25 protein-coding genes are annotated in these 22,496 nt (G+C 64.4%); 4 read left to right on the forward strand and 21 right to left on the reverse strand.

Features of this window, described 5'->3' with window-relative positions; translation table 11 throughout:
* Window positions 1-390 (forward strand): OmpA family protein (locus NN5_RS05085; protein WP_245656244.1); only part of this gene is annotated, 390 nt, incomplete at its 5' end.
* Between the two features lie 155 nt (window positions 391-545).
* On the opposite strand, the gene queC is transcribed toward NN5_RS05085, so the two are convergent.
* The 6 genes from queC to NN5_RS27155 form a co-directional block, all read right to left on the reverse strand.
* A complete protein-coding gene (gene queC / locus NN5_RS05090; protein WP_067732944.1) occupies window positions 546-1,241 on the reverse strand; it encodes a 7-cyano-7-deazaguanine synthase QueC in 696 nt (231 codons plus the stop codon).
* A 50-nt stretch (window positions 1,242-1,291) separates the two neighbouring features.
* A complete protein-coding gene (locus NN5_RS05095) occupies window positions 1,292-1,609 on the reverse strand; it encodes a hypothetical protein (RefSeq protein WP_084384745.1) in 318 nt (105 codons plus the stop codon).
* Window positions 1,610-1,781: 172 nt separating this feature from the next.
* A complete protein-coding gene (hslO, locus tag NN5_RS05100) occupies window positions 1,782-2,690 on the reverse strand; it encodes an Hsp33 family molecular chaperone HslO (RefSeq protein ID WP_067732945.1) in 909 nt (302 codons plus the stop codon).
* Window positions 2,687-3,613 (reverse strand): ornithine carbamoyltransferase, encoded by a 927-nt coding sequence (argF, locus tag NN5_RS05105; RefSeq protein WP_067732946.1) that lies wholly within the window; start codon window positions 3,611-3,613, stop codon window positions 2,687-2,689. The genes hslO and argF overlap by 4 nt, the downstream gene beginning before the upstream one ends.
* Complete coding sequence (locus NN5_RS05110; protein ID WP_067732947.1) at window positions 3,613-4,803, reverse strand: aspartate aminotransferase family protein; 1,191 nt, start codon at window positions 4,801-4,803, stop codon at window positions 3,613-3,615. Before NN5_RS05110 ends, argF begins: the two co-directional genes overlap by 1 nt.
* 136 nt (window positions 4,804-4,939) lie before the next feature.
* Window positions 4,940-5,698 carry a cold-shock protein gene (locus NN5_RS27155; RefSeq protein WP_067732948.1) on the reverse strand — a complete coding sequence of 253 codons (759 nt, stop codon included), beginning with the start codon at window positions 5,696-5,698 and terminating at the stop codon, window positions 4,940-4,942.
* A gap of 297 nt (window positions 5,699-5,995) precedes the next feature.
* Here NN5_RS27155 and NN5_RS05120 point away from each other — a divergent pair, with 297 nt between their 5' ends.
* Window positions 5,996-6,424 (forward strand): protein tyrosine phosphatase family protein, encoded by a 429-nt coding sequence (locus tag NN5_RS05120; protein ID WP_067732949.1) that lies wholly within the window; start codon window positions 5,996-5,998, stop codon window positions 6,422-6,424.
* 12 nt (window positions 6,425-6,436) lie between these two features.
* Here NN5_RS05120 and NN5_RS05125 read toward each other — a convergent pair whose 3' ends face one another.
* The 13 genes from NN5_RS05125 to hisN all read right to left on the reverse strand — a co-directional run bounded on the left by NN5_RS05125 (window position 6,437) and on the right by hisN (window position 18,687).
* Complete coding sequence (locus NN5_RS05125; protein ID WP_067732950.1) at window positions 6,437-6,775, reverse strand: P-II family nitrogen regulator; 339 nt, start codon at window positions 6,773-6,775, stop codon at window positions 6,437-6,439.
* A 274-nt stretch (window positions 6,776-7,049) separates the two neighbouring features.
* Entirely contained in the window at window positions 7,050-8,375 is a 1,326-nt protein-coding gene (locus NN5_RS05130; RefSeq protein WP_067732951.1) for an ammonium transporter, read from the reverse strand.
* Between the two features lie 14 nt (window positions 8,376-8,389).
* Window positions 8,390-8,728, reverse strand: a complete 339-nt coding sequence (locus NN5_RS05135) for a P-II family nitrogen regulator (RefSeq protein WP_007687500.1) — start codon at window positions 8,726-8,728, stop codon at window positions 8,390-8,392.
* A 151-nt stretch (window positions 8,729-8,879) separates the two neighbouring features.
* Window positions 8,880-9,587, reverse strand: a complete 708-nt coding sequence (locus NN5_RS05140) for an endonuclease/exonuclease/phosphatase family protein (RefSeq protein WP_067732952.1) — start codon at window positions 9,585-9,587, stop codon at window positions 8,880-8,882.
* 203 nt (window positions 9,588-9,790) lie between these two features.
* Window positions 9,791-11,314 (reverse strand): peptide chain release factor 3, encoded by a 1,524-nt coding sequence (locus tag NN5_RS05145; protein WP_067732953.1) that lies wholly within the window; start codon window positions 11,312-11,314, stop codon window positions 9,791-9,793.
* A gap of 44 nt (window positions 11,315-11,358) precedes the next feature.
* Window positions 11,359-12,108, reverse strand: a complete 750-nt coding sequence (locus tag NN5_RS05150) for an SDR family oxidoreductase (RefSeq protein WP_067732954.1) — start codon at window positions 12,106-12,108, stop codon at window positions 11,359-11,361.
* A 23-nt stretch (window positions 12,109-12,131) separates the two neighbouring features.
* The gene (locus NN5_RS05155) at window positions 12,132-13,013 is read right to left on the reverse strand and encodes an aldose 1-epimerase family protein (protein WP_067732955.1); all 882 of its coding nucleotides are present in this window, start codon (window positions 13,011-13,013) and stop codon (window positions 12,132-12,134) included.
* A gap of 32 nt (window positions 13,014-13,045) precedes the next feature.
* Entirely contained in the window at window positions 13,046-15,460 is a 2,415-nt protein-coding gene (pheT, locus tag NN5_RS05160; RefSeq protein WP_067732956.1) for a phenylalanine--tRNA ligase subunit beta, read from the reverse strand.
* Between the two features lie 30 nt (window positions 15,461-15,490).
* The gene (gene pheS / locus NN5_RS05165; RefSeq protein WP_174523877.1) at window positions 15,491-16,591 is read right to left on the reverse strand and encodes a phenylalanine--tRNA ligase subunit alpha; all 1,101 of its coding nucleotides are present in this window, start codon (window positions 16,589-16,591) and stop codon (window positions 15,491-15,493) included.
* A gap of 119 nt (window positions 16,592-16,710) precedes the next feature.
* The gene (gene rplT, locus NN5_RS05170) at window positions 16,711-17,070 is read right to left on the reverse strand and encodes a 50S ribosomal protein L20 (RefSeq protein WP_067732957.1); all 360 of its coding nucleotides are present in this window, start codon (window positions 17,068-17,070) and stop codon (window positions 16,711-16,713) included.
* A 13-nt stretch (window positions 17,071-17,083) separates the two neighbouring features.
* Window positions 17,084-17,287, reverse strand: a complete 204-nt coding sequence (gene rpmI / locus NN5_RS05175; protein ID WP_067732958.1) for a 50S ribosomal protein L35 — start codon at window positions 17,285-17,287, stop codon at window positions 17,084-17,086.
* Between the two features lie 155 nt (window positions 17,288-17,442).
* Complete coding sequence (locus NN5_RS05180; protein ID WP_067732959.1) at window positions 17,443-17,880, reverse strand: gamma-glutamylcyclotransferase family protein; 438 nt, start codon at window positions 17,878-17,880, stop codon at window positions 17,443-17,445.
* Window positions 17,881-17,904: 24 nt separating this feature from the next.
* Window positions 17,905-18,687: a histidinol-phosphatase gene (hisN, locus tag NN5_RS05185; RefSeq protein ID WP_067732960.1), complete on the reverse strand. Its 783-nt coding sequence runs from the start codon at window positions 18,685-18,687 to the stop codon at window positions 17,905-17,907.
* Window positions 18,688-18,857: 170 nt separating this feature from the next.
* Between hisN and NN5_RS05190 the strand changes: the two genes are divergently transcribed.
* Window positions 18,858-19,820, forward strand: a complete 963-nt coding sequence (locus NN5_RS05190; RefSeq protein ID WP_067732961.1) for a helix-turn-helix domain-containing protein — start codon at window positions 18,858-18,860, stop codon at window positions 19,818-19,820.
* A 17-nt stretch (window positions 19,821-19,837) separates the two neighbouring features.
* Here NN5_RS05190 and NN5_RS05195 read toward each other — a convergent pair whose 3' ends face one another.
* Window positions 19,838-20,773, reverse strand: a complete 936-nt coding sequence (locus tag NN5_RS05195; protein WP_067732962.1) for a ribose-phosphate pyrophosphokinase — start codon at window positions 20,771-20,773, stop codon at window positions 19,838-19,840.
* 170 nt (window positions 20,774-20,943) lie between these two features.
* On the reverse strand, window positions 20,944-21,927 hold the full coding sequence (gene glpX / locus NN5_RS05200; RefSeq protein ID WP_067732963.1) for a class II fructose-bisphosphatase: 984 nt from the start codon (window positions 21,925-21,927) through the stop codon (window positions 20,944-20,946).
* Window positions 21,928-22,134: 207 nt separating this feature from the next.
* Between glpX and NN5_RS05205 the strand changes: the two genes are divergently transcribed.
* Window positions 22,135-22,485 (forward strand): hypothetical protein, encoded by a 351-nt coding sequence (locus NN5_RS05205; RefSeq protein WP_067733020.1) that lies wholly within the window; start codon window positions 22,135-22,137, stop codon window positions 22,483-22,485.
* Window positions 22,486-22,496: the final 11 nt, after the last annotated feature.

The raw sequence follows: 22,496 nt of genomic DNA on the forward strand, positions 1-22,496 counted from the left end.
CCGCCCCCGCCGCCCCCGCCGCCCCCGCCGGCAGTGGTCTGCAACAAGGGTCCGTACATCGTGTTCTTCGACTGGGATAAGTCGGACATCACGCCGGAGGCCGCGACCATCCTCGACAGCGCGATCAGCGCTTACGGCAACTGCGACAATGTTCCGATCATGCTGGCCGGTTACACCGACCGTTCGGGCACCGTGCAGTACAACATGGGCCTCTCGGAGCGTCGTAACGCTTCGGTCCGTGCGTACCTGACCAGCCATGGCGTCGCCGACGGTGCGATCTCGAGCCAGGCGTTCGGTGAAAGCAACCCGCGCGTTCCCACCGCTGACGGTGTGCGCGAGCTGCAGAACCGCCGCGTCGAGATCACTTACGGTCCGGGCTCGGGCATGTAAGCGAACCGGCAACGGTAAAGATTGGGGGCTCGGAGAAATCCGGGCCCCTTTTCTTTGGCCGCCGCCATACACGCAAAGAAAAAGCGGCGGTGGTGCCTTGGCACCGCCGCCGCTTTTGTTGTGATGCCGGGGAGCCCCGCCCCTCAGCCCGAGTGTCAGGCCGCGTAAGGCGTCGGGTCGATCAATCCGGCCTCGGCAAAGCCCGCCTTGCGCAGGCGGCAGCTGTCGCACAGCCCGCAAGCGCGCCCATCGGGCTGGGGGTCGTAGCAGGACCAGCTCATGCCCGCATCCAGCCCCAGCCGGTGCGCCTCGCGCGCGATATCCGCCTTGCCCAGATACTGCAGCGGAGCATGGATCTTCATGCGCTGCCCTTCCGCGCCCGCCTTGGTCGCCAGTTCGGCGATATTCTCGAAGGCCGCGATGAATTCCGGACGGCAATCGGGATAGCCCGAATAGTCCAGCGCATTGACGCCGATGAAGATGTCGCTCGCCCCGATCGCCTCGGCCCAGGCCAGAGTCAGCGACAGGAACACCAGGTTGCGCGCAGGCACATACGTGACCGGGATTTCCGGCCCCACGCCGTCTTTGGGAACAGCGATATCGTCGGTCAGCGCCGAACCGCCGAACTGCCTCAGATCGAGCGGCAGAACCACATGGCGCTGCGCATTCAGATGCCGCGCGATTTTGCCCGCCGCCTCGATCTCGCAGCTGTGGCGCTGGTTGTAATCGATGGTGAGCGCGTTGATGGCAAAGCCGGCTTCACGCGCGAGGCCAGCCGAAACCATCGAGTCGAGACCACCGGACAAGAGTACGACGGCCTGCCGGGGTTGGGAGGATGAAGATGTCTGCATAGCCGACGGCTACGCTGCCGGGAGCCCGCTGACAACCAGCTCTTCGCGGCTCACTTGCCGCAAGCGCCGACCTTGCGCCCTTCCGCCGAGAACGAGAAGGGAAGGCCGTTCTCGATGCCCTGGCTGTCGATCTGGACAAGGCCGTTGCTTTCACGGCGGACGCGGGTTCTGCCATAGCCCCGGCCCTTGCAGGTGTACTGCACCGTGACTTCGTTCGGCTTGTCGTCGACGACAACCTGCGTGCAGGCAACTCCCCGGTGCCTGAGCTGGATCAGCTTGCGGCCATTGTCGAGGCACAGGTTGTGCACCGCGCCGCCCTCACCGCGCTCCCGAAGCTCCCAGGCGCCGGTTTCGAGCTGATCGAGCATCCGCAGTTCCTGAGCCTGAGCCGAAACCGCAAGCCCTCCCAGGGCCGCGACGAGTAAGGACGCACACCAGCGCTGCAACTTTCTTCTCCGGGACACGATAACCGCCATTATCATGCACAATGTATTGTTAGCAGGACGCCGGAATTCAAGCACAGAACGGATGAAGCCACGCTTAAACCGGAATGCGAAGGATCTTCGAACAGAAAGCACAGTCGACCGGAATCGTACCATCGTCATCGCGCATTTCGGCCCGCTGGTCTTCCGGAAAGCGCGAGAGGATCGACTGATAGTGCTCGACAGTGCAACGGCATCCGCGCTGCAACAGGGCAAGCGGCTCCACCCGCACTTCCTTTTCCTCGTGGAACAGCCGCCAGACCAGTTCTTCCATCGTCAGCGCGGGATCGACGAGTTCCTCGGGCGTGATGCTGCCCGCCATGATCGAGACATGCTCCCAATCCGGGTGATCCTCGCCCGCGTGCAGCCGTTCCTTGCCTTCCTCGCTGTCCGGCAGGTGCTGGAGGAGCATACCCCCGGCCATGCAGCGCGGGCCGTTCAAACGTACGGAAATCCGGATGAGCGACGGGATCTGCTCCGACTGCGCGAAGTAGTTCTCGCAAGCTTGTGCCAGCGAGGCGCCTTCGAGCGGAACCACGCCCTGATAACGCTCATCGGTCGCGGCCAGATCGAAAGTGATGGCCAGATAGCCCTTGCCGAACAGCGCTTCGAGCGTGGGATAATCGCCGAGCGCGGCAACGGCCGCCTCGTCGTGGCGCACATAGCCACGCACTTCCCCGTCGCGGTAATCGCACACCAGAAGATCGACCGGGCCGCCTTCCGACTGGGCCTGGATCGTCAGTTGCGATCCCTTCTCCTTCAGCAAGGCCCCCATCAGCGCCGTCAGCACCAGCGCTTCGGCCAGAAGCTGCTTGATCAGCGGCGGATAGTCATGCGCCGACAGCACGGTTTCCAGCACGGGACCAAGCCGGACCACCCGCCCCCGCGCATGGCGCGCGGGAACGGAAAAGGCCAGAACCCGGTCGAAACCGGTGTCGTTGTCCCGAAGCAGGTAGCTGTCGGTCACAGCTTGCCCAAGGACCAGAGCAGGACCGATTTCTGTGCGTGGATGCGGTTTTCCGCCTCGTCCCAGACCACCGACTGCGGTCCGTCGATCACCTCGTCGGTCACTTCCTCGTTCCGGTGGGCCGGCAGGCAGTGAAGGAACTTCGCGTCCGGCGCGGCCGCTGCCATCAGCGCGGCATTGACCTGATAGGGCTGCATCGCCGCGACATGCTGCTCGCCGCCGGCCTGGCCCATCGAAACCCAGGTGTCGGTCACGACGACTTGCGCACCGGCCACAGCTTCGAGCGGGTCCTGCGTCAGGATCACCTCGCCGCCCGCCGCGCGGGCACGGGCGATGAAATCGGCATCCGGTTCATAGCCTGCAGGGCCGCCGATGCGGATCGTGAACTTCATCAGCCCCGCCGCCTCGATCAACGAGTTGGCGACATTGTTGCCGTCCCCCAGCCAGGCCATCTGCAGGCCCGGCAGAGCATGGCCGTGTTCGACGACCGTCAGCAGGTCCGCGACGATCTGGCACGGGTGCGACAAGTCGGTAAGGCCATTGATGACAGGGACATCGGCGTAATGCGCCAGTTCCTCGATCTTCGCATGATCATCGGTGCGGATCATGATCGCATCGACCATGCGGCTGAGCACCCGCGCGGTATCGGCCACGGTCTCGCCGCGGCCGAGCTGGGTGCTGCCGGCTTCCATGATCAGCGCCGAACCGCCGAGCTGGCGCATGGCCATGTCGAAAGAGACACGCGTGCGGGTCGAGTTCTTCTCGAAGATCATCGCCAGCACATGCCCCGCAAGCGGCGCATCGGCGTCCGACTGGCCCTTGGGCCAGGCCTTGCGCGCCGTTTTGCGGTCCATCGCATCGTTGATCATGGCGGCGAGCACGTCGCCGCCGGCATCGGACAGGCTCAGAAAGTCACGTGTCATCAGCCGACCCCTTCAAGCTGATAGCTGGCAGCCGCCGCCGACAGCTTGTCCATGAATTCGTCGATGTGGCTGTCGTCGATCACGAGCGGCGGCAGGACGCGCACGACATTGTCGCCGGCCGATACGGTCAGCACATTGTGGTTGTCGCGCATGTGCGCCACGAAAGCGCGCGGTTCGGTCTTGAGCTTGATGCCGATGAACAGGCCGCGGCCGCGCACTTCCTCGAACAATTCCGGATAGTTGCCGATGAACTGTTCGATGCGCGATTTGAGGCGTTCGCCCTTGGCCCGCACTTCGGCCAGAAAGGCCTCATCCGGGATCACATCGAGCACAGCGCCGATTGCCGCCATGGCGAAAGGATTGCCGCCATAAGTCGAACCGTGCGTGCCGATCACCATGCCGCGCGCCGCCTTTTCAGTGGCAAGGCAGGCCCCGACCGGGAAGCCCCCCCCAATCCCCTTGGCCGTCGCCATGATGTCCGGTTCAATCCCGTACTGCTCGTAGGCGTAGAACGTGCCGGCGCGGCCGACACCGCTCTGCACTTCGTCGAGGATCAGCATCAGGTCGTGCTCATCGCACAGCTGGCGCAGGCCCTGCAGGAATTCCTCGGTGGCGATGCGAATGCCGCCCTCGCCCTGGATCGGTTCGACCAGGAAGCCGGCCGTATTCGGGCCGATAGCAGCCTTTACCGCTTCAAGGTCGTTGAATTCCAGGTACTTGAAGCCAGGCAGCAGCGGGTAGAAACCCTTATGCATCTTCTCCTGGCTCGACGCGCTGATCGTGGCGAGCGTGCGTCCGTGGAACGCGTTGTTGAACGTAATCAGTTCGAACTTTTCATCGTTGCCCGCCGACTGGTGATAGGCACGCGCGGTCTTGATCGCGCATTCTACCGCCTCGGCGCCGGAATTGGTGAAGAACACCGTGTCCGCGAACGTCAGATCGACCAGCCGCTGGGCGATGGCTTCCCCCTGCGGACTGCCATAGAGATTCGAGACATGCATCAGCGTCTCGGCCTGCTTCTGCAACGCGCCGATCAGTCCGGGGTGCGAATGCCCGAGCGCGTTCACTGCAATACCGCTGGCGAAATCCAGGAATCGGCGGCCATCCTCACTGATGAGATGGCAGTGCTCGCCGCGAACGGGCCGTACACCGCACCGGGGATAAACAGGCATCAGCGGAGTGATCGACATGTCGGTATTCCTTGAAAACGAATCAGTAATGTGAACATCGGAAACGACAAATGGCGGCCCTTGGCAGGCCGCCATTTGCGCGCATCTAGACTTTTGCAGTGCCCCGGTCAAACCACCGGGGGCAAGGCAGGCCGGATCAACCCTGATGCGGCGTAAGGTTGACCGCCGAGTACTTGCCTCGTCGATCGACCTCGATGTCGAATTCCACCCGATCACCTTCGTTGAGCCCGGACATGCCCGAACGCTCGACGGCACTGATGTGCACGAACGCATCCGGCTGGCCGTCATCACGGGTGATGAAACCGAAGCCCTTCATCGAATTGAAGAACTTGACCGTGCCAGTGGCCTTTTCGCCAGTAAGCTGACGCTGCGGCGCAGCCGGTTCGCGCTTGGCAACCGGAATCACATCGCCGACAACCACGAGGTCGCTGGCGGAAATCTTGCCGCCGCGGTCAACCAGCTGGAATTCCAGCTGCTGTCCTTCGGCCAGACCTTCCAGGCCGGCACGCTCGACTGCGCTGATATGCACGAACACATCATCGCCGCCTTCATCGCGCTGGATGAAACCGAAGCCCTTGGCTCCGTTGAAAAACTTTACGACGCCCTTGCCCTGGCCAACGACCTGGGCCGGCATGCCGCCGCCACGGGGACCACCGCCACCGCCGCCGCCGAAGCCGCGGCCACCACCGCCGCCGCCGAAGCCGCCGCGATCACCGCCGCCGAAGCCACCACGATCGCCGCCGCCGAAACCGCCGCGATCACCGCCGCCGCTGAAGCCACCACGATCACCGCCGCCGAAACGATCCTGCCCGCCGAAGAACGGATCGAAATCGTCCTCTCCGAACCGATCCCGCTTGTCGCGTCCCCTTCCGCGACGACCTCTATCAAAACCCATCTTTACGAACGTACCTTACGCTGCGCCCAAAAAGCACGCGCCCGGACACGTGGACGAGACCGCGCCGGGCGTCAGGGCAGGAATGAACAAGGCTCATCCCTTTCCTGCGATGATGGCTCTTACACGAGTCCCGAGGCAATAGCGAATAGAAATACGCGCTAGTTTGCGCCTGAACGCCCTTTCTGTTTCGATTTCAACCTGCAATTTGCCTTGCGTGTTCGTCAAAGGGGGTCTTGAAGAACACGAGACCGGAGTCCCATCTGGTCCGAGATCGTTTCCCAACGGAGATTCCCTGCGATGTTCCGCCAGATTACCGACACCGTCTTTGCCAGTCCGCAGATCGGCACCGATGCCATTGCAGAAGCCAAGGCGCTCGGAATCGTGAAGATCATCAACAACCGCCCCGAAGGCGAAGAGGATGGCCAGCCCGCCGGCGCCGCGATCGAGGCCGCCGCACGGGATGCGGGACTGGACTATGTCGCCATCCCGGTGACTCATGCCGGCTTCAGCCAGGGCCAGGTCGATGCCATGCTGGAAGCGCTGGACAGCGCGGGCGGCCCGGTGCTCGCCTATTGCAGGTCGGGCACGCGCTCCACTCTGCTCTGGGCACTGGCCCGCGCCAAGGCCGGGGACAATCCCACCGTCATCGCATCGAAAGCCGCCTCTGCCGGATACGACGTTACCCCTGTCCGCCAGCTGATCGAGATGCTCGCCGCTGGCGGCTGAAGCCGCGGACGCTCAGAGGGCCAGATCGCCCTGCTCGCCCGTACGGACGCGCAGGACGTCAGCCAGATCGAACACGAAAATCTTGCCGTCACCGATCTCGTCGGTGTGGGCGGCCGCGCTGACAATCTCGATGACTTTGTCCGCAAAGGCATCCGATACCGCGATCTCGAGCTTCAGCTTGGGCAACATGCTCGATGTGTATTCGGCGCCGCGATAGACTTCCGTCTGTCCTTTCTGCCGGCCGTAACCGCTCACTTCGGTCACCGTCAGCCCCGATACGCCTAACGCGCTGAGCGCATCCTTCACATCGGTGAACTTGAACGGCTTGATGATGGCGGTGATGAATTTCATGCTGCCCCGCGCCCCCTGATTTCGTCCCCTGACTTCGCCCGGAGCCGGACGGCAGACACTGCCAGTCCGGACACACCGATGTGTCTCATATTGCCGCCAGCCACACAAAGAAAAACCGGCGCAAAGGCCGGCAATCGTCAAAAAAGGGCCACGAAAAAAGGGCCGGAGCGGCTGGCTCCGGCCCATTGAGTTTGTGTTCGCAGGAGGAACATCGGTTGGCGACGACGGATGGGAGGAGAGGAGGAAGTACCCGCCGCCGCCAAACTCTTGGATCTTAGTTGTAGGCGCGCTCGCCGTGTTCGCCGATGTCGAGACCTTCGTGCTCGACTTCCTCGGTGACACGCAGCCCGGTGATCAGCTTGGCGATGAAGATCGCGATCACGGTGCCGATGGCGGCCCAGACGATCGAGACCATCACGGCCTGGATCTGGATCCAGACCTGAGCGCCCATGGCGGTCGAGCCATCGCCCGGACCACCGAGACCCGGCTGATAGACGATGCCCGTGCCGATGGCGCCGATGATGCCGCCGATGCCGTGGACACCGAAAGCGTCGAGCGAGTCGTCGTAGCCGAGGGCCGGCTTGACCTTCGAAACCATCAGGAAGCAGACGATCGAGGCAACCGCGCCGAGCACGATCGCACCGAACGGACCCGAGTTACCGGCAGCGGGGGTGACGGCGACGAGGCCGGCAACGATACCCGAGCAGAAGCCCAGAGCCGAACCCTTGTGGCCGCTGAACTTCTCGGCGAGCATCCAGAACAGACCGGCCGAAGCGGTGGCGACGAACGTGTTGATCATGGCGAGACCGGCGGTGCCGTCAGCCTCAAGTTCCGAACCGGCGTTGAAGCCGAACCAGCCCACCCACAGCAGGCCGGTGCCGACCATGGTCAGCGTCAGCGAGTGCGGCGGCATCGGCTCGGCCGGGAAGCCCTTGCGCTTGCCGAGGATCAGAGCGGCAACCAGCGCCGAGACACCGGCGTTGATGTGAACGACCGTACCACCGGCGAAGTCCAGAGCGCCCAGCTTGAACAGCAGACCGCCGCTGGCCCAGACCATGTGCGCGATCGGGAAATAGACGATGGTCAGCCACACGACGGCAAATGCCATCACGGCCGAGAACTTGATACGTTCGACCGTCGCACCCAGCACCAGAGCCACGGTAATCGCGGCGAAGGTCATCTGGAAGCAGACGAAGACGTATTCGGAGATCACTTCGTCAGAGAAGGTCGCGGCCGTCGACGTCGGCGTGACCGACGACAGGAACAGGCTGCCGCTGCTCATGAAGTTGCCGATGAAACCTTCCGAGGTCACCGGGCCGAAAGCCATCGAGTAGCCGTAGATCACCCAGATGAGCATCGCGAGAGCCGCGACGGCGCCGATCTGGGTCATGGTGGAGAGCATGTTCTTCGAACGGGTCAGACCGCCGTAGAACAGGGCGAGGCCGGGAAGGATCATGAGCAGGACCAGGATGGTCGACGTCATCATCCAGGCATTGTTGCCAGGGTTGGGAACCTTGGCCGCTTCTTCGGCCCAGGCCGGCATGGCGGCAAACAGCGACGCGGTCAGAGCGCCGGCGCCGCAGAGAATCTTGCGGTTCATCGTGGAAAGCCTCCTCAAAGCGCGGTGTCGCCGGCTTCGCCGGTGCGGATGCGCACGGCCGAAGCGAGGTCGAGAACAAAGATCTTGCCGTCACCGATCGCCTCGGTGCTGGCAACCTGCTGGATCGTTTCGACGATCTTCGGTGCGAGATCATCAGGTGCGGCGACCTCGATCTTCACCTTCGGCAGCATGTTGGTCGAATACTCGGCCCCACGATAAATCTCGGTCTGGCCCTTCTGGCGCCCGAAGCCCTTCACCTCGGAAACGGTCATGCCGGCGACGCCGATCGCGCCGAGCGCTTCACGCACCTCGTCCAGCTTGAAGGGCTTAATGATGGCGATGATGAACTTCATGCCTATCCCCTGTTTGCCGCCGGCCCCAGCGCCGGCTGCAGCGGTTATAGGCAAGAGATGTGCCAATTTACCAATCGGCAAGATTCTAGGGGCGCTCACCCGGATTGCCGCACAAGAGGCACGTTACATCGCCCGATTCGTGAGCACGTGCCTATTTTTTAGGCAGAAAAAGCGCCGCTTTGACTGGCAGATGGTCAGAACCTGTCGCGGACAACGGGCTGTGATGCACGTTGGTTCCCAGAACCTCCCACTCCGGCGAAACAATAATGCGGTCGAGCCGCGCGATGGGGCGCCGGGAGGGAAAACTGCGTCCCGGAGAAAGCACCCGCCAGACCTCGTCGTCGAACTCCTGAAGGCATCCCCCGCGCTGGGACCACTCGTTGAGGTCCCCCATGAGAACGGTCGGCACATGGTGATCGCAATCCGCGCAATGCGCGAGCACACTGCGGATCTGATGGCGGCGCCGCAATCCCGACAAATCGAGATGCATACCGATCGCGCGGACCCGGCGCCCCTCCAGCATGAGATCGGCCCGGATCGCCCCGCGCGGCTCGACCACCGGCAGCGGCACCGGTGCAGCCTCGATCAGATCGATGCCCTTGCGCACCAGCAGGGCATTGCCGTGCCAGCCCAGACTGTCCGGCTTCATCGACAGCGGCACCGGCACGTAGTCGGTCGCGGCCTGGATGGCATCGAGCGGCAGCACCGCCATGCGCCGCCCGAAACGGCGGTCCACTTCCTGCAGGGCGACAATGTCCGCGTCGATCTCCAGCAGAATGCGCAAGATGCGCTCATGGTCGCGCCGCCGGTCGAGACCGACTGCCTTGTGGATGTTGTAGCTGGCGAACTTGATCTGCAAGGCTGGGTTCCGGTCTGGTGGCGGCAAAGGACCTTATACCACGCCTCGTTGATTTAAACTCCCGCCCCCTTCGTCATTGCGAGGAGGCAAAGCCGACGCGGCAATCCAGAGCCAGCGCAAACCGCCCTGGATTGCTTCGCCCTGCGGGCTCGCAATGACGAAGGAAGGGAAAAGGCATCATCAGCAGGTTTGGTATTGCCCCCTCAACGCTCCTTGGTGGCGCTGAAGGTCAGTTCCGGATTGCGTTCCTGCTGGTAGCCGACGTCCCAGGCGGACCGGGCCATGAACACCGGGTCGCCGTCGCGGTCCTTGGCGAGATTCATTTTGTTGAAATCGCCAAAGTCCCTGAGCGCCTGATCGCTGCCCTTGAGCCAGCGCGCGGTATCGAAGGGCGAGGCTTCGAGCATCGCCTCCACCTTGTACTCCGCCTCCAGCCGCGAAATCAGCACATCGAGCTGGAGCTGCCCGACCACGCCGACGATCCACTGCGAGCCGATCTCGGGATAGAAAACCTGAATCACGCCCTCTTCCGAAAGATCGTCGAGCGCCTTCCTCAGTTGCTTGGTCTTGGTCGGGTCCTTGAGCGCGACGCGGCGCAGGATTTCCGGCGCGAAGTTGGGTAGGCCGGTGAAGCGGATCTGGTTCTTCTCCGAAAGCGTATCGCCCACCCGCAAGGTGCCGTGGTTGGGAATGCCGATGATATCGCCCGGCTCGGCGCTGTCGGCAATTTCGCGGTCCTGCGCGAAGAACAGGATCGGCGAGTGGATCGCAATCGGCTTGCCCAGCCCCGAAGGCGTCAGCTTCATGCCGCGCTTGAACGTGCCCGAGACCAGCCGCATGAAGGCGATACGGTCGCGATGCATCGGGTCCATATTGGCCTGCACCTTGAAGATAAATCCGGTAACTTCCTTGTTCTCCGGCTCGATGGGGCCCGCCTCGGTCGGCTGCGGGCGCGGCGGCGGGGCGTACCTGGCAATGGCGTCGATCAGTTCAGCCACGCCGAAGTTCTTGAGGGCGGAACCGAAGAAAACCGGAGTAAGGTCGCCCGCGCGATAGGCCTCCAGATCGAATTCGGGATAGCCGGCCACGGCCAGCTCCAGCTCTTCCGCCACGTCTTCAGGCAGCGTGACGTTCTCGTCGACCTTGCCGAGGAATTCCTTGCTGCCGCCCTCGGGACGGCTGACCTTGCCGCTGGCGATGTCGAGAATACCCTCGAACAGCCCGCCCATGCCGACCGGCCAGGACATCGGGCAGACGTCGAGCGCCAGCTTGTCGGCCACTTCGTCCATCAGATCGAAGCAGGCGCGGCCTTCGCGGTCCACCTTGTTGATGAAAGTGATGATCGGCAGCGAGCGCAGGCGGCAGACTTCGAACAGCTTGCGCGTCTGCGGCTCGATGCCCTTGGCCGCATCGATCACCATGATCGCGGAGTCGACCGCCGTCAGCGTGCGGTAGGTATCTTCCGAGAAGTCCTCGTGGCCCGGCGTGTCGAGCAGGTTGAAAGTGATGCCGTCCTTCTCGAACGTCATCACCGAGCTGGTGACCGAGATGCCGCGCTGCTGCTCGATCTTCATCCAGTCCGAACGCGCACGCCGCGCCTGGCCGCGGGCTTTCACCTCGCCGGCAAGGTGGATGGCGCCGCCCTGCAGCAGCAGCTTTTCGGTCAGCGTGGTCTTACCCGCGTCAGGGTGCGAGATGATCGCGAAAGTACGGCGTGAATTGCTCATCCGCGCGCCTTTAGGGGCGCACAGGGATTACCGCAACGGCTGCCTTACCCTTCCCGTGCCACCTGGAAGCCCGCGAACGACTGGCTGACGGGCATCAGTTCCAGCGTGTTGATGTTCAGATGCGGCGGCAGCGAGGCAACCCACAGCACGGTTTCGGCAATGTCCGCGCCGGTCATCGGGTTGGCGCCTGCGTAAAGCTGATCCGACGCTGCCTGATTGCCGCCGGTGCGCACCAGCGTGAATTCGGTTTCCACCATGCCCGGCTCGATCGAGGTGACACGCACGCCCGTGCCCGACAGGTCGGAGCGCAGGCCCAGCGAGAACTGGCGCACAAAGGCCTTGGTGCCGCCATAGACGTTTCCGCCGGTATAGGGATACGTCGCCGCCACCGAGGACAGGTTCACCACCGCCGCCTTGCTGGCGATCAGCGCGGGCAGCAGCTTGTGCGTGAGCGAGACCAGCGCGGTGACGTTGGTATCGATCATCGTCTTCCAGCTCGCAAGATCGGCATCCTGCGCCTTTTCCGTGCCGAGCGCGAGGCCTGCATTGTTCACGAGGCAGTCGATTTTCGCAAAGCCCTCGGGCAGCGAATCGAGCGCGGCATCGCGGGCCGCTTCGTCGCGCACGTCGAACACGCAAGGATGCACCCGGTCCGCGCCCAGTTCCTCCACGAGCGCTTCAAGCCGCTCGGCCCGGCGGCCGGTGGCGATCACTTTCCAGCCTGCCCTGACGAAAGCACGGGCACAGGCTTCACCGATACCGGAGGTAGCACCGGTGACGAGAACGGTCTTCATGGCAGGCTCCTTCAATCGCCCATTCAATCGGCGGGCAGGACCGTCACATCCATGCTGAACGTGCGGGCCGCGCCGGGTTCGAGATTCACGATTCCCGGCTTCTTGCGGAAATCGCCCGAAAAGCCAACCGGATCCGCATGGCCCTGCCAGGGTTCTATGCACAGGAACGGTGCGCCGGGCTTCTGCCAGACGCCGAGCATCGGCATGTCCGGGAAAGCAATGGCCAGCTGCGCCCCGCCGGGCGTGCCGAAGGTGAGCGAACGGCTGGCCAGATCGGTCCAGATCATCGCGTCCGCCTCGAACAGCGCGGAATCGAGTGCGAGATGGTGGCCATCGACAGGCGTGGGCTCCCCGCCGGGCAGCATCAGACCCGTGGCGAGATCGAGGCGGCGGACCACCTGCGGCTCGGGACTGGCGAAGGCAATCACATGGTCCGCCTTCGCTGTTCCGCCGGGCAAAGGCCAGGCAAAGGCGGGGTGATAGCCGAAGCTGAACGGCAGCGGGACATCGCCGGGATTGCGCACAGTCGCGCTCGTATGCAGCGTCGTGCCTTCGAGCGCGAAGGCCATCTCCAGCTCGAAAGCGAAGGGATAGACCGCGCGCGTCTCCTCACTGTCGCGCAAGCGGAAGCGCGCGTGGTCCTCGCCGGCCTCCACGAGCGTGAATGCCGAGCGGCGGGCAAAGCCGTGCCGGGCCAGTTCGTATTCCCCGCCGTCCACCCGGTAGCGATTCGCAGCAAGGCCACCGACGATGGGGAACAGCACCGGCGCGTGCCCGGACCAGAAGGCCGGATCAGCGTTCGTCATGAACTCGCGGCCATGCGCATCCGTGAGCGACCAGAGCTCGGCGCCGAAGGGATTGATCCGGGCCGTGAGATCGCCGGAACTGATGGTCACGAACTCCATTTCCGGCACCGGCGATCTCCTGTTTCCCCTGGTCAGCCGCGCAGGACGGCCCCGAGTTTGGCGGCAGCGGCAGTCACCTTGTCGGTGATCGCCTTCAAGTCTTCGTCCTTATAGCTCTTTTCGAGCGGCTGGAGCGTAACTTCAAGCGCCAGCGACTTCTGTCCTTCCGGAACGCCCTGCCCGCGGAAGTCATCGAAGAGGCGGGCCGCAACGATATTCACCTTGTCCGCCCCTTGCACCACGCGCACCAGATCGCCGGCAGGCAGCTCCACAGGCACCAGGAAAGCGTAGTCGCGCGTTACGGCCTGTAGCGCAGGCGGCGCGTAAGAGACGCGGGCAAAGGTGGCAGCGCCCTTCTTGCCGGGAATCGCATCGAGATAGATCTCGACCAGCGCGACCGGGCCATCGATGTCGAACTGCCGGGCCGCCGTGGGATGCAGCATTCCGAAGCGGGCCAGCACGTTCTTGGGGCCAAGGCGCAACGTGCCCGACTGGCCGGGGTGGAACTGCGGCCCGGCCTCCCCCATAACTTGAAGCTTGTCCGCCGGCGCGCCCGCCTCGGCCAGCAGCGCCAGCGCTTCGGCCTTGGCGTCATAGGCATCGAACGGCACGGCCTTGCCCGTCGCCCAGCCGCGCGGCGCCTTGTCGCCCGCGAGCACTACGCCCAGCGCCATGCGCTCGTCGCTCGCTCCGTCCTTGCCGCGCAGATAGCGGCGGCCGAGTTCGAACAGCCGCAGCGAGGATGCCCCTCGATCGAGATTGCGCTTCGCCGCCGACAACAGCCCCGGCAGCAGCGAAGGCCGCATGACCTTCATGTCCTCGCTGATCGGGTTGGACAGCGTCCACAGGCCGCCGTTTCCGTCCGCGAAGGCATCCGCCTCGACCTGCGGCAGGAACGACCACGTAACCGCCTCCTGCAGCCCGCGCGCGGCAGCGGCGCGGCGCACGCGGCGCTCCTGCTTCTGCGCCGGCGTGGCGGTTGGCCGGGCGACGCCATCGGTGCGCGGCAGCGCCACGCTCTCGACTTTGTCGAGGCCATGGATGCGGACGACTTCTTCCACCAGATCGGGCGCACCGTCGACGTCCGGGCGCCAGCCGGGCACGGTGACGGCCCAGGCCTTGTCGAATCCGGCCTGCTCGGCCACCGCCACGAAGCCCAGCGCTTCGAGAATGCGCTGCTGTTCCTCCAGCGGGATCGAAACGCCGCCCAGCTTCTCGGTCAGGACAGGATCGAAGTGGACGATCTTCGGCGTGGCCGGCGCGGCGCCTGCCCGCACGACTTCCGAGGCCTCGCCGCCGCACAGCGTCTGGATCAGCCGGGTCAGATGCGCGAGGCCGGAATCGAGGAAGCTCGGATCGATGCCGCGTTCGAAACGGGCACGCGCATCGGACGTGAGATTGAGCTTGCGGCCGGTCTTGGCGATGCGTTCGGGATCGAAATAGGCGATTTCGAGCAGGATATCGGTGGTCCCATCCTCGCAGCCCGAATGCTCGCCGCCCATGATCCCGGCAATGTCGTGGACGCCGCTGTCGTCGGCAATCACGGTCATGTCCGAATCGAGCGTGTATTCCTTCTCGTTGAGCGCCAGCACGGTCTCGCCGTCCCTGGCCCGGCGTGCGAAGACCGCGCCGTTCAGCTTGGCCAGATCGTAGGCGTGCGCCGGGCGGCCATAGGCCAGCATCACATAGTTGGTGGCATCGACCAGCGCCGAAATCGGGCGCTGACCGGCCGACATCAGGCAGTCCTGCAGCCACTGCGGCGAGGTGCCGTTCTTCACGCCCTTGATGACGCGGCCGTAGAAGGCCGGGCAGCCTTCCGGATCGTCGGTGCGGATCTCGACCGGGCACGGGAATTCGCCCGCGATGTCGAGCTGCTCGATCGGCCTCAGCGTGCCAAGCCCGGCCGCCGCCAGATCGCGAGCGATGCCGTAAAGGCCCATGCAGTCGGGACGGTTCGGCGTAATCGCCACTTCGATCACCGGATCGGCGCCATGATAATCGGCGAAAGCCGTGCCGACCGGTGCATCCTCGGGCAGTTCGATGATGCCGTCGTGGTCCTCGCCGAGTTCGAGTTCGCGCGTCGAGCACATCATGCCGTTCGATTCGACACCGCGAATGGCCGACTTCTTGAGCACCAGCCCGTTCGCGGGAACCGTGGCACCGGGAAGGCCGAGCACGCCGACAAGGCCCGCACGGGCATTGGGCGCGCCGCAGACGACCTGCAGTGGCTGGCCGTCACCGGTATCGACCGTCAGAACCTGCAACTTGTCCGCATCCGGGTGACGCGCGGCGGTCAGCACTTTGGCGACACGGAAGCCGGTCAGCTTTTCGGACGGGTCCTCGATGCCTTCGACTTCCAGGCCGATGGCGTTGAGCTTGGCGGCAACCTCTTCGACCGTCGCTTCGGTTTCGAGGTACTGCTTGAGCCAGGAGAGCGAGAATTTCATGTTCGTTTATCCTTCCGCGATCCTGGTCGTTCAGGCCGGCGTACCGACGCCGCCCGAAAGGGTCGGCACGTCGAGGGCGGAGAAGCCGTAATGGGAGAGCCAGCGCACATCGCCGTCGAAGAAGGCGCGCAGATCGTCCATGCCGTATTTCAGCATGGCAAGACGGTCGACGCCGACGCCGAAGGCGAAACCCTGCCATTCGTCGGGATCGAGCCCGCCGGCCTTGATGACATGGCGGTTGACCATGCCGCTGCCGAGCACTTCCATCCAGGCGTGGCCGGGCTCATCACCCGAACCGCCGACCACGCGGCGACCGCCTTCATTGGCATAGCCCACGTCCACTTCCACCGAAGGTTCGGTGAAGGGGAAGTAGCTGGGGCGCAGGCGCAGGACGATGTCGTCGCGCTCGAAGAAGGCCTTGAGGAAAGTCTCCAGCGTCCACTTGAGGTGGCCGAGGTGGATGTCCTTGTCGATCACCAGCGCTTCGACCTGATGGAACATCGGCGTGTGCGTGGCGTCGCTGTCGGAGCGGTACACGCGGCCCGGCGCGATGATGCGCAGCGGCGCGCCTTCGGAAAGCATCGTGCGGATCTGCACCGGCGAGGTATGCGTGCGCAGCACCATCTCACGGTCCTGCGCGTCACGGTCCGGGAAATAGAAAGTGTCGTGCATTGCGCGCGCCGGGTGGGTTTCCGGCATGTTGAGCGCGGTGAAGTTGTGCCAGTCGTCCTCGATCTCGGGACCGGTGGCCACGGCAAAGCCCATGTCGGCGAAAATCTCGGCCAGTTCGTCCATCACTTGCGACACGGGATGGACCGAGCCCTTCGGCATTTCCGGCGCCGGGAGCGAAAGGTCGATGGTTTCCGACGCCAGCCTGGCATCCAGCGCCGCCGATTCCAGCGCATCCTTGCGCGCGCCCAGAGCCGCGGTGACGGCTTCCCGCAGCGCATGGATCTTGGGTCCTTCCACCTGCCGCTCTTCCGGGCTCATCTTGCCCAGCGTCTTGAGCAGGCCGGAGACCGAGCCTTGCTTGCCCAGCGCCGAAACGCGGATCGCCTCGACCCCCGCGAGGTCAGCCGCCTCGCCGATCGCGCCGAGCAGTTCGGCCTTCAATTGTTCGATGTCGCTCACTTCACTTCCTCTCGCGAATCGCAGTGGCGCCTAAAGATGACGCGAAAAGGGCGCGGCCGGCACCTGCCGACCACGCCCTTTCGGATCGCGCTATAAAACGAAACCTTCGTGTCGGCGGATTACGCCGGCAGCGCTGCCTTCGCCTGCGCGATGACGGCGGTAAAGATCGCGCCTTCGTTCATCGCGAGGTCGGCCATCGCCTTGCGGTCGAGCTCGATGCCGGCGAGCTTAACGCCGTGCATGAACTGCGAGTAGGTCAGGCCTTCGTTGCGGACGGCAGCGTTGATGCGCTGGATCCACAGGGCGCGGAAGTTGCGCTTCTTAACCTTGCGGTCGCGATAGGCGTACTGGCCGGCCTTTTCGACGGCCTGACGGGCAACGCGGATCGTATTCTTGCGGCGGCCGCGGTAGCCCTTGGCCTGGTCCAGAATACGCTTGTGCTTGGCGCGGGTGGTAACACCCCTCTTAATACGGCTCATGTGTCAGCGCTCCTCAGTTCAGCCCGTAGGGCGCCCACTTCTTGATCGTCTTGGCATCGGCGTCAGAGATGACTTCGGTGCCGCGATTCTGGCGGATGTACTTGCCGTTATGGCTCATGAGGCGGTGGCGCTTGCCGGCAACGCCGTGCTTCACCTTGCCGGTGGCGGTGATCTTGAAGCGCTTCTTCACACCGCTCTTGGTCTTCAACTTGGGCATTTTCGTCTCCTGTTCAGGGACACGTCCCGCCGGCCCTGGCAGCCCTTTTCGCCAGGCCGACCCGCGAATCTCTTTGTGAAAGACTCAAGTCGTGTCGATTGAAGGGCGGCCCTTTAGTGCGGGAAGGGCCGAAAGGCAAGAGCGCAGCGCCCAGCTCAGGACCCGTTGCGCAAAGTCGAGAACGGCCGGCGCCGCGTCCGCCGCAGCCAGTCCGGAAAATCGCCCCCGGCAATCGCCGGAGCCTTTGCCGGCAAGGCGATGCGCCAAAGATAGACCTGCGCCCTGACACGGCCTCCGCAGGCCGTTCGGACCGGCAGGCCAGCGCGGCGGTACTCCAGCCCTTCGTAGCGGTCCAGCCGCGCCAGATCGCCGGGAGCCAGGCTGAGTTGGCAGAGCGTGCCCCGCACCCGCGCGCCCGACTTTGCGGGAACCAGTGCCGGGAACCAGCCATTCCCGCCGCGAATGGCGAAGAGGCGCCCGGGCACGCTGGCCGCCTCGCCTTTCACCAGCCGCGCCGCGATCCAGCGCGCCATGCGTGTCCCCGCCTGCGGCTGCAAAGTGCCGTAGACGAAAAGACGCAAAGTCCGGCTCAACGGGGCCTGCTCAACGGGTCTGGCTCAATGATGGCAAGCCAGAGCTTCGATCACGTCTTCCAGCCGCGCCGGATCGCCGATGGCGAGAACATGCCCTTCCGATTCGGCATGGAGCGGATCGCCGTTCCAGTCGCACATCGTGCCGCCCGCCCCTTCGACAACAGGCACCAGCGCCGCCCAGTCGTGCAGCTTCAATCCGGCCTCGCAGACCAGATCGATCTGGCCGCTCGCCAGCAGGCCATAATTGTAGCAATCCCCGCCCATCATCATCCGGCGGTGATCGGTGCGCGCGGCCAGCGCCATGAAGTGATCGCCCTGATGGTCGTCGAAATACTGCGGCCCGGTGGTCGCCAGCATGGCCTCGGACAGTTCGCGGCACGAGCGGGTGCGCACGGGCTTGCCATTGAACGTGGTCGGCTGGCCGCTGGCGCCGATCCAGCGCTCGCCCAGGATCGGCTGGTCGATGATCCCCAGCACCGGCCAGCCATCGACCAGCAGCGAGACCAGCGTGCCGAAAATCGGCCGGCCCGCGATAAAGGAAACGGTTCCGTCGATCGGATCAAGCACCCAGGTCCGGTTCGACGTGCCGGCCTCGTTCCCGAACTCCTCGCCGATGATCGCGTCCTGCGGCACCTCGGCCTGCAGGATGCGGCGCATTGCTTCCTCGGCCGCGCGGTCGGCGATCGTGACCGGTGAGGCATCGGCCTTGCGCTCGGCATCCAGACCGCTGCGAAAATGGGGGCGGATGGCCTGGCCGGCCGCCTCGGCGAGCCTCACGGCGAGAGCGATGTCCTGTTCGATTTTCATGGCAGCCCTGTGCCCATGGGATACCGCTGCGGTCAAGCGGCCATCGCGCATTCGCTAAACCTGTAATAAAATGGCAGGGAACAATAGCCCGATGTGGGCTTTCCCACGTTGCACGACTGTTTCACGAGACGTATTTTCCTCATTCAAAGGGGTCGTGGCAAGAGCGGGGTATGGAACACAGCAAGCGGCCGGCGATCGATCCGGCGATCGCACCGGAACAGGGGTTCACGAAAGGTGGACAGCCCCTGTCTTACAATCGTGCTCCGGCACCCGATCTGGCCCCATGGGTGGCGCGCCTCTACGTCACGAAAGTCTCGGCGCCTGCCGACTACACGCTGTCATGCGGATTGTTCAGCGATGCCGCCTTCCTCCGTATCCAGCTCGCCGGTAAATGGACGGCTGAAACCGCAAGCGGACACGAGGCCTTCAACCGCGAGGCCCTGTTCTTCGGGCCGCAGACGAAACGCATGCCCGTCACTGTCACCGGCAGCTTCACCAGCGTGGGCTTGGCGATGCGACCGGGCGCCTGCACCGCGCTGCGGGGGCCAAGACTTGCCGAGTATCTCGACCGGATGGTGCCCACAGCCGCCATCAGCCTGCCTTCGGAACAGATCCTGGCGATGTTGCCGCCCGACGCCATGCCCGAAGACTGGCTTCACGCTCTGGAAGACCTGGTGCGCGATCGGGTCGAGCAGATGGACGGGGCCAAGCCCGACCCGATCGCCGCCCGCTTCGAGGAAATCACGTTCAGCGATCCGGGAATGTCCGTCGGTGAGGCGGCCCGGCTTTGCGGCGTGGAACGGCGCAAGCTGGAACGCGTGGCCAACCGCGATTTCGGTATGCCACCCAAGCAGGTCCTGCGCCGGGCCCGCGCGCTCGACATGGCCAGCCATTTACGCGGCGTCGCCGATTCGGATGAAGGCGAGGAGATGGCGCTTCGCTACTATGACGAAAGCCACCTGATCCACGAGTTCACGGCGCTGTTCGGCATGTCTCCACGCCAGTTCGTGAAGAAGCCGCAGCCGATTCTCACCCTTTCGCTCGAATCGCGTCAGGCACGAAGGCTCGAAGCGCTCCACCGGCTCGCGCCCGGACAGGCTAGGCCCTGGGAACAGGAACAGGACCGGACCTGAGGCCGGTCCGGCAAGCCTCAATCGAACAGGCTGGAGACCGAGCTTTCGTCGGCAATACGGCGGATCGCCTCGCCGATCAGCGGCGCAATCGTCAGCACGCGGATGCGGTCGGACTGCTTGGCGGACTCGGTCGTCTGGATCGAGTCGGTGATCACCAGCTCCTTGAGCGCCGAATTGCTGACGCGCGAAACGGCCGCGCCGGACAGGACGCCGTGCGTGATGTAGGCAGTGACGCTTGTCGCGCCTTCGTCCATCAGCGCCTGCGCCGCATTGCACAGGGTGCCGCCCGAATCGATGATGTCGTCGATCAGGATGCAGGCCCGGCCCTTCACGTCGCCGATAATGTTCATGACTTCCGACTGGCCGGGACGGTCGCGGCGCTTGTCGACGATGGCCAGCGGCGCATTGTCGAGACGCTTGGCGAGCGCGCGGGCGCGCACCACGCCGCCGACGTCGGGCGAGACCACCATCAGCGCCTGATCGCCGTAACGGGCCTGGATGTCCGCCGCCATGACCGGCGCGGCGAACAGGTTGTCGGTCGGGATGTCGAAGAAGCCCTGGATCTGCCCGGCGTGAAGATCGACCGACAGCACGCGGTCGGCGCCCGCCTCGGTAATCAGGTTGGCCACCAGCTTGGCCGAAATCGGCGTGCGCGGGCCCGGCTTGCGGTCCTGGCGGGCGTAGCCGAAGTAGGGCACCACCGCCGTGATGCGCTTGGCCGAAGCGCGGCGCAGCGCGTCGATGCAGATCAGCAGCTCCATCAGGTTGTCGTTCGCCGGGTAGCTGGTGGGCTGAACCACGAAGACGTCCTCGCCGCGCACGTTCTCGTGGATCTCGACGAAGATCTCCTCGTCGGCGAAGCGGCGAACGCTCGCATCGGTGAGCGGCAGCTCCAGATATCCTGCGATCGCACGTGCGAGCGGAAGGTTGCTGTTGCCGGACATGATCTTCATGGCGAATCCCTCAAACAAACGGCCGGAGGTGTTGGCTGATCGCGCCCGCCTCTAGCCATGCGTCATGCGAATGCAATAGAGTACCCGCCGTTTTCACCGGAAGCGGGCAAAGCAAAGGCCGGCCCCGGACGATCCGGACCCGGCCTTTGTGAAAATCTGCATGTGACCGGTCAGACGATGCGGTGCTCGCCCTTGATCCAGCGCACGGTGCCCGAGCTGGCGCGCATGACGACGCTCTCGGTCGTCATCTTGCCGCCCTTGAGGTGCTTGACGCCATCGAGCAGCGAGCCGCTGGTCACGCCGGTGGCGGCAAAGATGCAGTCACCCTTGGCGAGTTCCTCCAGCTTGTAGATCTTGTTCAGATCCGTGATGCCCCACTTGCGCGCGCGGGCGCGTTCGTCGTCGTTGCGGAACAGCAGACGGCCGTTGAACTGGCCGCCCACGCAGCGCAGCGCAGCCGCCGCGAGCACGCCCTCGGGCGCGCCGCCGGAGCCCATGTACATGTCGATCGTCGTGTTCTCGTCGGTCACGGCGATCACACCGGCAACGTCACCGTCGCCGATCAGCACGACGCCGCAGCCCAGATCGCGCAGTTCGGCGATCAGCGCCTCGTGACGCGGACGGTCGAGGACGCAGACGATGATCTCTTCCGGCTTCACGCCCTTGGCCGCAGCCACGGCCTTGACGTTCTCGGTCGGGGTCTTGTCGAGGTCGATCACGCCTTCCGGGTAGCCAGGGCCGACCGCGATCTTGTCCATGTAGACGTCGGGCGCATTGAGCAGGCCGCCTTCTTCGGCAGCCGCCAGCACGGCCAGCGCATTCGGACCGGCCTTGGCCGTGATCGTGGTGCCTTCCAGCGGGTCGAGCGCGATATCGATCTTCGGCCCCTTGCCCGGCGCGCCGCCGACCTTCTCGCCAATGAAGAGCATCGGCGCTTCGTCGCGCTCACCCTCACCGATGACGACAGTACCGTCGATGTAGAGTTCGTCAAAAGCCTTGCGCATGGCTTCGACAGCGGCATGATCAGCAGCCTTCTCGTCCCCTCGGCCGACCAGGCTGGAAGCAGCAATGGCAGCTGCTTCGGTAACCCGAACCATTTCGAGAACCAGAACGCGATCAAGGACTTTACTTGCGGGAGTCGACTTTTCGGGCATGTTCACTCCGGATTAATCCTGGGAGGCAAGGTCTGGCCCGCTTAGACAGAGGAATTGGAATTGTCGAGAAGCTGGAAAGTCCTTTTCGCACTTGCCGCAATGGGTCCTGCCCCGGCGTTGGCCCAGACAGCGGCCCAAACAGCGGCCCAAACAGCGGCCCAAACGACGAATGAGCCGAGCGAGGAGGACCGCGCCATTGCCGAAAAGATGCTGGGAATAGGCGGGCGGATCACGCCCGACAGGTCCCGCAACCATTGCCTGCGCACGATCAAGCAGGGCGAAATCACGGTCTGCGCGCCTGACGAGGATGAATTCCGCGTCAAGTCGAGCGCGGATCTCGATCCCGATTCCGCAGCAGCGCTGAACGACGGCCGGCTGCATACGCCGGATGTCGCGGGCGGCGGCATCTTCAAGGGCAAGTCGACGATGAGCGGAATGTGCATGATTCCGCCCTGTCCGCCCGAACAGCCCTATCTGATCGACTTGTCCTCAATCCCGGAAGCCCCCGCCGGATCGGACGCGGACAAGATCGCAAAAGGCGAAATGCGCGCGCCCTGAGGCCGCCTGCG

The organism is Novosphingobium naphthalenivorans NBRC 102051 (assembly GCF_001590985.1).
Taxonomy (GTDB): domain Bacteria; phylum Pseudomonadota; class Alphaproteobacteria; order Sphingomonadales; family Sphingomonadaceae; genus Novosphingobium; species Novosphingobium naphthalenivorans.

Excerpts from the sequence above, each read along its gene's own strand:
- queC (WP_067732944.1), bottom strand. The coding sequence starts at position 1,241 with ATGCAGACATCTTCATCCTCCCAACCCCGGCAGGCCGTCGTACTCTTG.
- NN5_RS05135 (WP_007687500.1), bottom strand. The coding sequence starts at position 8,728 with ATGAAGTTCATCATCGCCATCATTAAGCCCTTCAAGCTGGACGAGGTG.
- NN5_RS05145 (WP_067732953.1), bottom strand. The coding sequence starts at position 11,314 with ATGAGCAATTCACGCCGTACTTTCGCGATCATCTCGCACCCTGACGCG.
- NN5_RS05205 (WP_067733020.1), top strand. The coding sequence starts at position 22,135 with ATGCTGGGAATAGGCGGGCGGATCACGCCCGACAGGTCCCGCAACCAT.
- NN5_RS05150 (WP_067732954.1), bottom strand. The coding sequence starts at position 12,108 with ATGAAGACCGTTCTCGTCACCGGTGCTACCTCCGGTATCGGTGAAGCC.
- NN5_RS27155 (WP_067732948.1), bottom strand. The coding sequence starts at position 5,698 with ATGGGTTTTGATAGAGGTCGTCGCGGAAGGGGACGCGACAAGCGGGAT.
- NN5_RS05190 (WP_067732961.1), top strand. The coding sequence starts at position 18,858 with ATGGAACACAGCAAGCGGCCGGCGATCGATCCGGCGATCGCACCGGAA.
- hisN (WP_067732960.1), bottom strand. The coding sequence starts at position 18,687 with ATGAAAATCGAACAGGACATCGCTCTCGCCGTGAGGCTCGCCGAGGCG.
- NN5_RS05110 (WP_067732947.1), bottom strand. The coding sequence starts at position 4,803 with ATGTCGATCACTCCGCTGATGCCTGTTTATCCCCGGTGCGGTGTACGG.
- NN5_RS05095 (WP_084384745.1), bottom strand. The coding sequence starts at position 1,609 with ATGCTCGATCAGCTCGAAACCGGCGCCTGGGAGCTTCGGGAGCGCGGT.
- rplT (WP_067732957.1), bottom strand. The coding sequence starts at position 17,070 with ATGAGCCGTATTAAGAGGGGTGTTACCACCCGCGCCAAGCACAAGCGT.
- glpX (WP_067732963.1), bottom strand. The coding sequence starts at position 21,927 with ATGCCCGAAAAGTCGACTCCCGCAAGTAAAGTCCTTGATCGCGTTCTG.
- pheT (WP_067732956.1), bottom strand. The coding sequence starts at position 15,460 with ATGAAATTCTCGCTCTCCTGGCTCAAGCAGTACCTCGAAACCGAAGCG.
- NN5_RS05120 (WP_067732949.1), top strand. The coding sequence starts at position 5,996 with ATGTTCCGCCAGATTACCGACACCGTCTTTGCCAGTCCGCAGATCGGC.
- NN5_RS05125 (WP_067732950.1), bottom strand. The coding sequence starts at position 6,775 with ATGAAATTCATCACCGCCATCATCAAGCCGTTCAAGTTCACCGATGTG.
- NN5_RS05195 (WP_067732962.1), bottom strand. The coding sequence starts at position 20,773 with ATGAAGATCATGTCCGGCAACAGCAACCTTCCGCTCGCACGTGCGATC.
- rpmI (WP_067732958.1), bottom strand. The coding sequence starts at position 17,287 with ATGCCCAAGTTGAAGACCAAGAGCGGTGTGAAGAAGCGCTTCAAGATC.
- argF (WP_067732946.1), bottom strand. The coding sequence starts at position 3,613 with ATGACACGTGACTTTCTGAGCCTGTCCGATGCCGGCGGCGACGTGCTC.
- NN5_RS05130 (WP_067732951.1), bottom strand. The coding sequence starts at position 8,375 with ATGAACCGCAAGATTCTCTGCGGCGCCGGCGCTCTGACCGCGTCGCTG.
- NN5_RS05155 (WP_067732955.1), bottom strand. The coding sequence starts at position 13,013 with ATGGAGTTCGTGACCATCAGTTCCGGCGATCTCACGGCCCGGATCAAT.